This window comes from Lysinibacillus sp. TE18511 (genome assembly GCF_054062295.1).
Genome location: NZ_JBSSFD010000073.1, coordinates 1 through 9558, shown reverse-complemented (window position 1 = coordinate 9558; position 9558 = coordinate 1). Strand labels below are relative to the sequence as shown.

The window sequence follows — 9558 nt, the reverse complement described above, 5'->3', positions numbered from 1 at the left end:
CACACCCGTTCCCATACCGAACACGGAAGTTAAGCTCTTTAGCGCCGATGGTAGTTGGGGGCTTCCCCCTGTGAGAGTAGGACGTCGCTAGGCACCTAGAAAAGTCGAGGATTTATTCCTCGGCTTTTTTTCTATGGAAATAAATAATCCCTTGAACTATGAAAAACGAACTGATAAGTTATATTGTTACTTTAGGTTTAATCTCTCTCAGTAAATGTTTTTTGTACCGAAACCGTAGCGACAGGTACAGAAGTCGCCCACCTCTATAGCTAGTAAGATTAATGCGGTTTTAAGTTACTTTTCAGCGGGTGCCCAAACATCCGCTGAAACTGAGTGACTAACATTTTGCCGCTTCCGCTTTGCTTTCGCGCAGATAACACCCTTTTGCTGTCGCTACGCTTTTGCGCAGATAACACCCTTTTGCTGTCGCTACGCTTTTGCGCAGATAACACCCTTTTGCTGTCGCTACGCTTTCGCGCAGATAACACCCTTTTGCTGTCGCTACGCTTTCGCATAGACAAAACACATAGCTGCCGCTGCGTTAGGACTACGCTTTCGTAAAAAACACATCTGCTGCTGCTACGCTTTCGCACAAAATACATCTGCAGGCCTAAGCACAAAGACGATTCCGGACGCAATTATGCCGAGGCATAATTGATTGGGAAGTAATGAAGTGAAGTACCGTATAAGGGAATATAAGAAGCTGAATTGCTGCAAGCCCCAGCAGCACTGACAAAGAAAGGTATACATTTGCTGGATGGTATAAGGTTATAGGCATGCAATAGTATATGCGTAAGAGATGTATCGTGGGGTTACCCCTGTCAAGTAGACAGCTTTAAAAGAGACTAAGCAACCATCTGGAGTCGATATTCTATCGGTGCCAGATGGTTGAGTCGTTTTTGGAAGCGTTGGTAATTATAAAAATATATATATTCTTCAACGGCTTGTATCATTTCATCCTCCGAATTGTCAGCTAAGAGATATAAATATTCACTCTTAAAATGTGAGAAGAAGGATTCGATACAGGCATTATCATGGCAGTTCCCTTTACGTGAATGGCTGCCGATTATGCCCAGTTGTTCAACCTGTTGATGATATTTGATTGACGTGTACTGGTATCCTTGATCAGAATGAAGGATACCAGTACACGTTTCTTTTTGTGGCTAGTTCTGTAAGAGTATCTAAGACTAAATCTAAAGCTGCGGCTACGCTCTCGCGCAAAACCCATCTGCGGCTGCCGCTAAAACACATCTGCAGGCCTAAGCACAAAGACGATTCCGGTCGCAATTATGCGGAGGCATAATTGATTGGGAAGTAATGAAGTGAAATACCGTATAAGGGAATATTAGAAGATGAATTGCTGCAAGCCCCAGCGGCACTGACAAAGAAATGTATACATTTGCTGGATGGTATAAGGTTATAGGCATGCAATAGCATATGCGTAAGAGATGTATCGTATATTCGATACATCTCTTTTTTCTATGTGCAACTCGGTATGAGTATGAACTTAGAGATATAAGGATAAGAAAGTCCTATTTTGTATTAAGAAGGAACATCACGATCCATGCTCAAATATAAAGTTGAAAATAATTATCATAATGAGTTAAATAAGCAGTTTATCAATTTTTGTTCAAAAGTGAACAAAAAGCTGATTTGCATCTTTTCCCTTTAGATTTTAATCTTAATAAGTATAATCCTTAAGATAAAAGGATGTCCGATAAAAGGAATTCCTTTTGTTTCGATTTAATGATGAAATAATTTAAAAAAAGTAGTTAGAGAATGGTTATCGATAATTCGACTGTTGCAAGCAATACAGAAGGTGTACCATCGTTATTTCGAATGTCAAATTATTGAATAATATCCCGATTGTAACAATGATTTTGGAGATACCTAATAGAAAATATTCAAATAAAGTTAGAATTTTAAGAATTTTTTTAAAGAAATTCAGCATTATCAAATTATGCTAAGAAAGCAACAAAAGTTGATTTTAATTCTTTTGTAAAATACGTTAGAATCGGTAATTGTAAGAGATGAAAAGTAAAAAAAGAAATAAAAGAGAAAAAAATGTTTAAAGAAGTTCAAATTGAGGTATAGGTTAAGTGTAAAAAGTAAATAAACTAGTATTTGTGATAATAATAGTGATGTTTCTAACTATTTCTTTTTCATCTAATGCGAAATCGTAAGCCTTTGAATCGAAAAGCTTCCATCGTTTATGGCCAAGAAAAATCCACAAATGAGGGATGTATCTTATTATAAGAATAACATTTTCTGTGTTGTTATTTACCGTACCAGCATTTTATCTGATACGTAAATATAAATAAATATGCAATAAGAAATGGGAGGATGGTTGAAAGAAAAGGATGTCCTTTTTTGCTTAAAAACTGTAATTTTATTACAAAATATTTAAAAATAGTTAATTTATAATTCAACTATTAAGTAGTAAATGTTATTTATCGTATTAGCATTTTATCTAATACGTAAATATAAAAAATACATGAAAGGAGAATTTAAACAATGAAGAATAAGGCTATGCAACTTGCAGCAATTGCGACTTTACTAAGTTGTACGGCGATTTCACCATTATTTGCTTCAGCGGAAGAAAAAGAAAAAGTAGTTACTTACGTATCAAATGGCATGGTGGCATTTATTCCGAATGAAGATTTACAAGAACCGGTAGATCCAACTGATCCAGATCCAGAGAAGCCAGTAAATCCAGTAGATCCGACAGATCCAGAAGGTCCGAAACCAGGAACTGGAAGCCCGCTAGGCCTTGATTTTGTATCGAGCCTCGATTTTGGTATTAATGAAATCTCGAACAAAGAAAAGATTTATTATGCGAATGCACAAGTGTTAAGTTCTGGTGAAGGAAGTAAATATGTACCAAACTATGCCCAAATCTCAGATAATCGCGGAACAAATGCCGGATGGAAATTAACCGTTAAACAAGAAGGTCAGTTTGCTAATGTTGCAGCGCAAAATAAAAAATTAACAGGCGCACAAATCAAATTTGTGAATCCGACTGTTACAGGTAAAACAGAAGTGACACCGCCAACAGCAGCTAAAGAAATTACGTTAGATCCAAATGGTGCTGAGTCACTTGTCATGTCAGCAAAGCCAACAGAAGGGGCTGGACTTTGGGTAAACCTTTGGGGACAGGTAGATGAGATAACGAATGCTGAAGGTGAGAAAGTACAAAAAAACAAAGCGATTTCCCTTTCTATTCCAGGGAAAACGCCAAAAGATGCTGTTGCATACAGTACAAAATTTACATGGAACTTGTCGGATGTTCCAGGTAACAAATAATAATAAAGGATGATGAAACATGAAAATCAATACTAATTTAAAAGCTCTAGGCGTAGCAACAACAATGTTAACAGGTTTGGTATTAGGAGGAAGTGTCACTTCTTATGCGGCAGATGGTGGCGTGTATCAAACAAATGCAATTATCGAATTTGAACCAGCTACTAACATCATAACACCACCAGTAGATCCAACTAATCCAGGTAATCCAGATCCAGTAGATCCAGTAGATCCAACTGATCCAAACGGTCCAAAACCAGGAACACCTGGTCCATTAAGTATTGACTATGCTTCTAGCTTAGACTTTGGTAAGCAAATAATTACTTCTACCAACCAAGTTTACAAAGTAAAACCGCAAAAATTTAACGGTCGTGGCGACGGCCCGAACTATGTTCAAGTTACAGATAGTCGTGGTACAGAAAAAGGTTGGTCATTGCAAGTGAAACAAAATGGTCAATTCAAGAGCACTACAGATAAAGAACTAACGGGTGCAGAAATTACTTTTAAAAATGCTTGGGTGAATACAGCGTCTGCATCTACAAAACCATCTATTGTAAAAACTTCATTTAGTTTAAAACCAGATGGGAAGGGTGTAGCTGACAACATTATGTCTGCCAAAGATAAAGAAGGGTCCGGTACTTATGTATTAGTATTTGGTGATGACGCTACAGCAGCGGATAGTATTGAACTTTCTATCCCCGGTTCAACTACAAAATATGCAGAAAAATATTCTACGTCATTAACATGGACACTGACTGACGTACCTGGACAAAAATAAGAGACTGTCAAAAATAGTATCCTATCATTTCAGTGCAATATTGTGAGATACAGGTAAAAATCCGTGTAAATCCTGTTAACTCGATTTGCAACAAGCGCGAGTTAACGTGGAGCGACAGGAGTACGAGACTTCGTGGCATCCTGTTGCTCCATTGTTAGAGGAAAGCATTACGGGTTTTTACCAGTAATTTTAAATCTTTGAAGACTTTTAAGTAGTAAGGATGGTAGAAAATATGAGGAAAAATACGTTAAGGACCTTATTCGGAATATTGATTGTAAGCCTAGTATGGTTAACGCCATTTGCGTCTGCATCTGAATTTAATTTTGGTGTGTATACTGTCATTCCAGACAACCAAATTGATAAACAAAAATCTTATTTCAATCTGAAAATGGAGCCTAATCAAAAGCAGACATTAACGATTCAATTGAAAAATGATACGGAAGAGGATGTCGTCATTGAGCCGATCATTCATTCTGCTACAACGAATATTAATGGAGTTGTAGAGTACGGTCCTACAAGTGCTGAACGTGATTCTTCATTGCCTTATGAATTAGGGGATTTAATTCAAACTGAGAAGGAAATTACGATTCCGGCTAAGGGAAGTAAGGATTTACAGTTAAATGTAACGATGCCTGAAGAAGAATTCGATGGGATTTTAGCGGGCGGAATTACATTAGAAGAGAAGAAAACAACGTCAAAAAATACCGAGGAAACAACTCAAGGTGTAAGTATTGAAAATAGATATGCTTATGTAGTGGGAATTACCCTACAAGAAACGGATGAAATAGTGAAGCAAGATTTGCAATTACACGATGTTAAAGCTGGACAAGTGAATGCCCGTAATGTAATTAATGCTACGCTTCAAAATCCAACGGCAACATATTTAAACCGTTTTGAAGTGGACGCGGAAGTTACGAAAAAAGGGAAAACAGAGGTGCTCTATAAATCGGAAAAACAAGACATGCAAATGGCGCCAAATTCAAATTTTGAATACCCGATTTCACTAAATGGGGAAAAATTCAAATCTGGAACATATACGTTACATGTAAAGGCTAAGTCGAGCAAAGAATCATGGGAATTTGAGAAGGATTTTACCATTAAAGGGGAAGAAGTAAAGCAATTTAACGCAACCGATGTATCCATTGAAGGACCGAATTATCTAGCATATTTGGTAGGATTGCTAATTCTTCTAGTAGCAGGGTTACTATTGTTTATATTTTATAGCAAAAAGAAGCAGAAGAAACAACAAGAAATAAATTAATTGAACAAAAATACGCCTTTGTTTTGGAAGTAGCTGTACCGGTTACTTTGCTGACTTTTCGTTTTAGAAAAATTATGCACCAATTTATGTTTCTGAGATGCAGGATGGAGGCGTATATCAGTTAACGCTGATTACGACAAGCGATTGGTTTTTTAACAAGTGAATCAATAAAAATTCAGATGAATCACTTGTTAAAAATTAAAAAGAAAAAGTTAATTTGAAAAAATGAGAAGATGAGCAAAGTAATCAGTATGCGTTTAACTTCATTGTTCGTTATGAAGCTGCTTAACATGTAAAAAGGTCGGTGAAAAGAAATATGCGGAAAATAGTAATATCGATATTAGTTTTTGTTCTAGTCTTTTCGGAGCTGAGTGTATCTATAGCAGAAACAATTATGGGTGATCTTACAGAGTCTGAAATTGAATGTGAGGAACAACTAGAGTCTGATGGCCAGGAAAATCTATCAACTGAATGTAAGGAACCGGAGTCTGAAAATGGCGAAGCTCCAACAACTGAAGATAAGGAGCAACCAGAGAATGAAAATGGTGAAGCTCCAACAACCGAAGGAGAGAAAGAACCAGAGAATGAAAATGGTGAAGCTCCAACAACCGAAGGAGAGAAAGAATCAGAGAATGAAAATGGTGAAGCTCCAACTACCGAAGGAGAGAAAGAATCAGAGATTGAAAATGGCGAAGCTCCAATAACTGAAGAAGAGGAGAAGCGAGAATCTGGAGATGAAGAAAATCTTGCGAATGCGTGTGAGAGGCAGCTAGAGTCTGAAACTGAAGAAAATTTGGTAATTGAAGGAGAGGAACAGCTAGAGACTGATGATGAAGAAAATTTAGCAATTGACTGTGAGGAAGAGGAAGAGCCTGAAATTGAAGAAAATTTGGAAGTTGACTGTGAGGAAGAGTTTTACATTGAAGGAGAAGAACTAGTGGCTGAAGAAGAGGAGCGGCTAGAGTCTAATATTGAAGGAGAAGAACTAGTGGCTGAAGAAGAGGAGCAGCTAGAGTCTAATGTTGAAGGAGAAGAACTAGTGGCTGAAGAAGAGGAGCAGCTAGAGTCTAATATTGAAGGAGAAGAACTAGTAACTGAAGGTGAAGAACAAGAAGAATTAGATAGTGAAGAAAAATCAGCACCTAAATGTATAAGAAGAGTTGCTAGTCCTCGAGCGGGATATTATGGAATTCCTATAAAACAAGTTGGTACAATCAATCAGATTGATTTTTCGAAGTTGGATGATTCTCCGAATGAATTAGATGGATTTACACAAATGAGTACAAATGTAGGCCTTGAACTTCCAACAAGAGAGAGCTACAAAGGCAGATCTTATTACATGTCTTTTGGGTATATTTTAGAGGCGCGGACACGGAACTCCTTAAAAGATATGAGCTCTTATACTAAATATGGGGATGACTGGGGACGTCCATTGCCTGCTACGTATACAAGACTTTCCGATTTTGTGAATAACCGTGACGCACATATACTGGTACAAAATTTCTCATTATTAACAGCTCTATCTGAGGATTATAATCCCGATGAATATAATGGTGTTGTAACATATTATTATCAAGCAGGAAGGAATAGTTCAAATTTCAAGAGTAGTGTACTTGAGATTGGTTATGGGGAATACGAAAACGATAAGGCAAAAAAGCAATCTGATTACATGCCAATTTTGAAATTATATAAAAATGAAAAGACACATGAGTTGGTTGCTTATGCAGCTGTCCTAGATAGCAATGTTAATCCGAGTTACGTAGAGGGATATCTAAAAATTAAAATGAGTCTGACGGATGAGAGAAGAGGGCGTATTAATGTCAGTATGAAATTTTTGAACTTAACTAATCGATACCGTTATACAAATATCGGTTATTCCGTGCATATGGATATTGCCCAACGACATCAAGACAGTAAAATGTATTCTTTAGGAGATAATAAAGGATTATATTTTCATGAGACGAATATGAGGGACGGTCAAGATTATTATCTTTATTTCTTCTATAATGGTTATGCGAATCATCCAGCTGCAATGCGAGCAACTAATAACCCGGATATTAGACCATTCACTAGTAATCCTGCTGGTATTAGTGATGATAATCTCTTTTTTTATACACTAAATGCGCCAAGTATTCCTGATCCCGGCAAGGATGTGATGTATCCTTACACGGTGCATCCAGCCTGGGCATTAAGATGGGAAACGGAAAGGCAAATGCCGGATACAGTAAGGGAAGTGAATTTGGAGATTGCGGTAAGTAACAGACGGGATAGATCGTATGTTCCGGTAGAGGTTAAATTGGATAATGACGGGGAATATATAGATAAAGGATACCGTATTACAGGGACGTGGAACAATCAAGAGGAAGAAGCTGATTATGTCGAACTTTATTATAAGGTAGATGACGGTGAGCCTCAGAAATTCGCACATAAAGAAAATCCAAGTGTAAATACAGATGAATCGTGGGGGTATACGATTCCGGTAGATGAAGTGAAGAAGGGATTAGATCACGAAATTAGTGTATATGCGGTGACGGTATTTTTGGCGGACGACGAGAAGCTCCAATCTAATATTGAAACAATAAAAATCCGACCTGAATTAACTATTGAAGAACAAGTGTTTGGTGTGGATGGTAAAGTGCCAATAGAAGTTGCACCAGGTGAAACATTGAAGTATGAGATTTTAGTAGATTCCGGCTATATCCCGGATGATAAAGGGACATATGGTCAATTTACGATTTCACAAAAATATGATCCACATTTAGAATCGCCAACAGACCTTAAAGTAATAGATGAAAATGGTAAAGAAATCGGTACAGTAACATACAATGTTAATGAGATTGTGGCAACCCTCGATACTAACCCTGAAGTGCTACGCTCTACAAAAGTAACATTCACCTTTAATGCGAAGGTGAAAGAAGGTGCGACAGAAGAAGACTTTGTTGTAAGTCAAGCGACAGCTACAGGGAAATACAGTACAGGTGATGAAGTCAAGCAGACATCAAATGAAGTGAAAACCAAAATTTCTGGCGTGTTGAAATTCGTTTCTGCACCCGGGGTGATTGGCTTTGGAGAAAAGCTTAAGATTTCGTCGAGAACTAAAACGTATCAGCTCATCCAATTTGATGAGTCTTTATCTGTAAAAGATAGTCGTGCGTTGTCGAGAAATCCGTCTTGGAGGATGACGGCTAAGCTAGTTAAGCCGCTAACAGGGAAGAAGAATAAAGATTCTACATTAGATGGCTTATATTACCGTTATGGTGGAAGTGTTTCAACTCTTACTGAAAATACTTCAGCACTGGTTTATAAAAAGAAAACAACTGGCAAAGAAGAAATCAACATTTCTAATGCATGGACCCCAAAAGGAGATGGGCTTTATTTAGAAGTGCCAGCCGGTACTGCTAAAGCTGATGCATATGACGGAACGGTCCAATGGATTCTGCAGAATGTACCTGTGAATGAATAGATGTAGTCATATGTTGGTAAGCTTGGTTACATTAAAAAGAGAAATATCAAGTGTGTTATGCCAAGTGATGGAAATCCAATCTTTTCAATAAGTTATATATAAGTGTTTCATGGATTAGTTGACAATTAAATAATTCAGAAAAAGAAAGCATGAGATTGCACATTTAAACAGTCTCATGCTTTTGTAATTAGGTTAGACTAGGGGATTATGGACCACTCTATTTCTGGAACGAAGTCAGAACGCTCAGCGTTAAAATTACAGAACAAGTATTTGATGATGATAGCAATAGGGAGTGCCGTACTATGCGGCAATTAGATGACTTCGATATTTGACGGAGTCATCTTTTTTTATGTCCTAGGCTCTTTTTGTTTGATTTTTTAATAGAAATTTTGAAGAAATGATATGTTAGATAACAATAAAACATTAGAGATTGTGAGTCTAATATTAAAATATTTTCTTAATCATTATAATAGGAAGTTTCTCGATTAAGTAAAAAACTATGAATTATTTTCAGAAAAAGTGTTGACCTTTTTAAATTAAGGGTGTAATATTATACAAGTCGTTAAGACAGCTACTAAAAAACAATCAAACAAAAAAGAGTTGTTGACATCTAGCGAACGACATGATATTATATAAGAGTTGCTACTGAAATAACGGCAACAAAATGAACCTTGAAAACTGAACAAGCAAAACGTAATCAATAAAGTTTTTAGTAGCTAACCTTGAGTTAGTGAACGAAACAAAATTTTGGACATC

Annotated in this window: 6 protein-coding genes and 1 rRNA gene; 5 read left to right on the top strand and 2 right to left on the bottom strand. The window is 36.9% G+C overall.

Annotated elements, in window-relative coordinates; all coding sequences use genetic code 11:
• Positions 1-93 (top strand): 5S ribosomal RNA (rrf, locus tag ACVWXS_RS25270); the annotation flags it as partial.
• A gap of 244 nt (positions 94-337) precedes the next feature.
• On the opposite strand, the gene ACVWXS_RS25265 is transcribed toward rrf, so the two are convergent.
• Both ACVWXS_RS25265 and ACVWXS_RS25260 read right to left on the bottom strand, forming a co-directional pair.
• Positions 338-526: a hypothetical protein gene (locus tag ACVWXS_RS25265; RefSeq protein WP_456960614.1), complete on the bottom strand. Its 189-nt coding sequence runs from the start codon at positions 524-526 to the stop codon at positions 338-340.
• Positions 527-845: 319 nt separating this feature from the next.
• Positions 846-1067, bottom strand: a complete 222-nt coding sequence (locus ACVWXS_RS25260) for an IS3 family transposase (RefSeq protein ID WP_456960615.1) — start codon at positions 1065-1067, stop codon at positions 846-848.
• Between the two features lie 1447 nt (positions 1068-2514).
• On the opposite strand from ACVWXS_RS25260, the gene ACVWXS_RS25255 reads away from it, so the two are divergent.
• The 4 genes from ACVWXS_RS25255 (at position 2515) to ACVWXS_RS25240 (ending at position 8802) form a co-directional block, all read left to right on the top strand.
• Positions 2515-3303 carry a WxL domain-containing protein gene (locus tag ACVWXS_RS25255; protein WP_456960613.1) on the top strand — a complete coding sequence of 263 codons (789 nt, stop codon included), beginning with the start codon at positions 2515-2517 and terminating at the stop codon, positions 3301-3303.
• A 19-nt stretch (positions 3304-3322) separates the two neighbouring features.
• Complete coding sequence (locus ACVWXS_RS25250; protein ID WP_456960612.1) at positions 3323-4078, top strand: WxL domain-containing protein; 756 nt, start codon at positions 3323-3325, stop codon at positions 4076-4078.
• 232 nt (positions 4079-4310) lie between these two features.
• A complete protein-coding gene (locus ACVWXS_RS25245; RefSeq protein ID WP_456960611.1) occupies positions 4311-5339 on the top strand; it encodes a DUF916 and DUF3324 domain-containing protein in 1029 nt (342 codons plus the stop codon).
• Positions 5340-5733: 394 nt separating this feature from the next.
• Complete coding sequence (locus tag ACVWXS_RS25240; protein ID WP_456960610.1) at positions 5734-8802, top strand: hypothetical protein; 3069 nt, start codon at positions 5734-5736, stop codon at positions 8800-8802.
• The last annotated feature ends 756 nt before the right edge of the window (positions 8803-9558 follow it).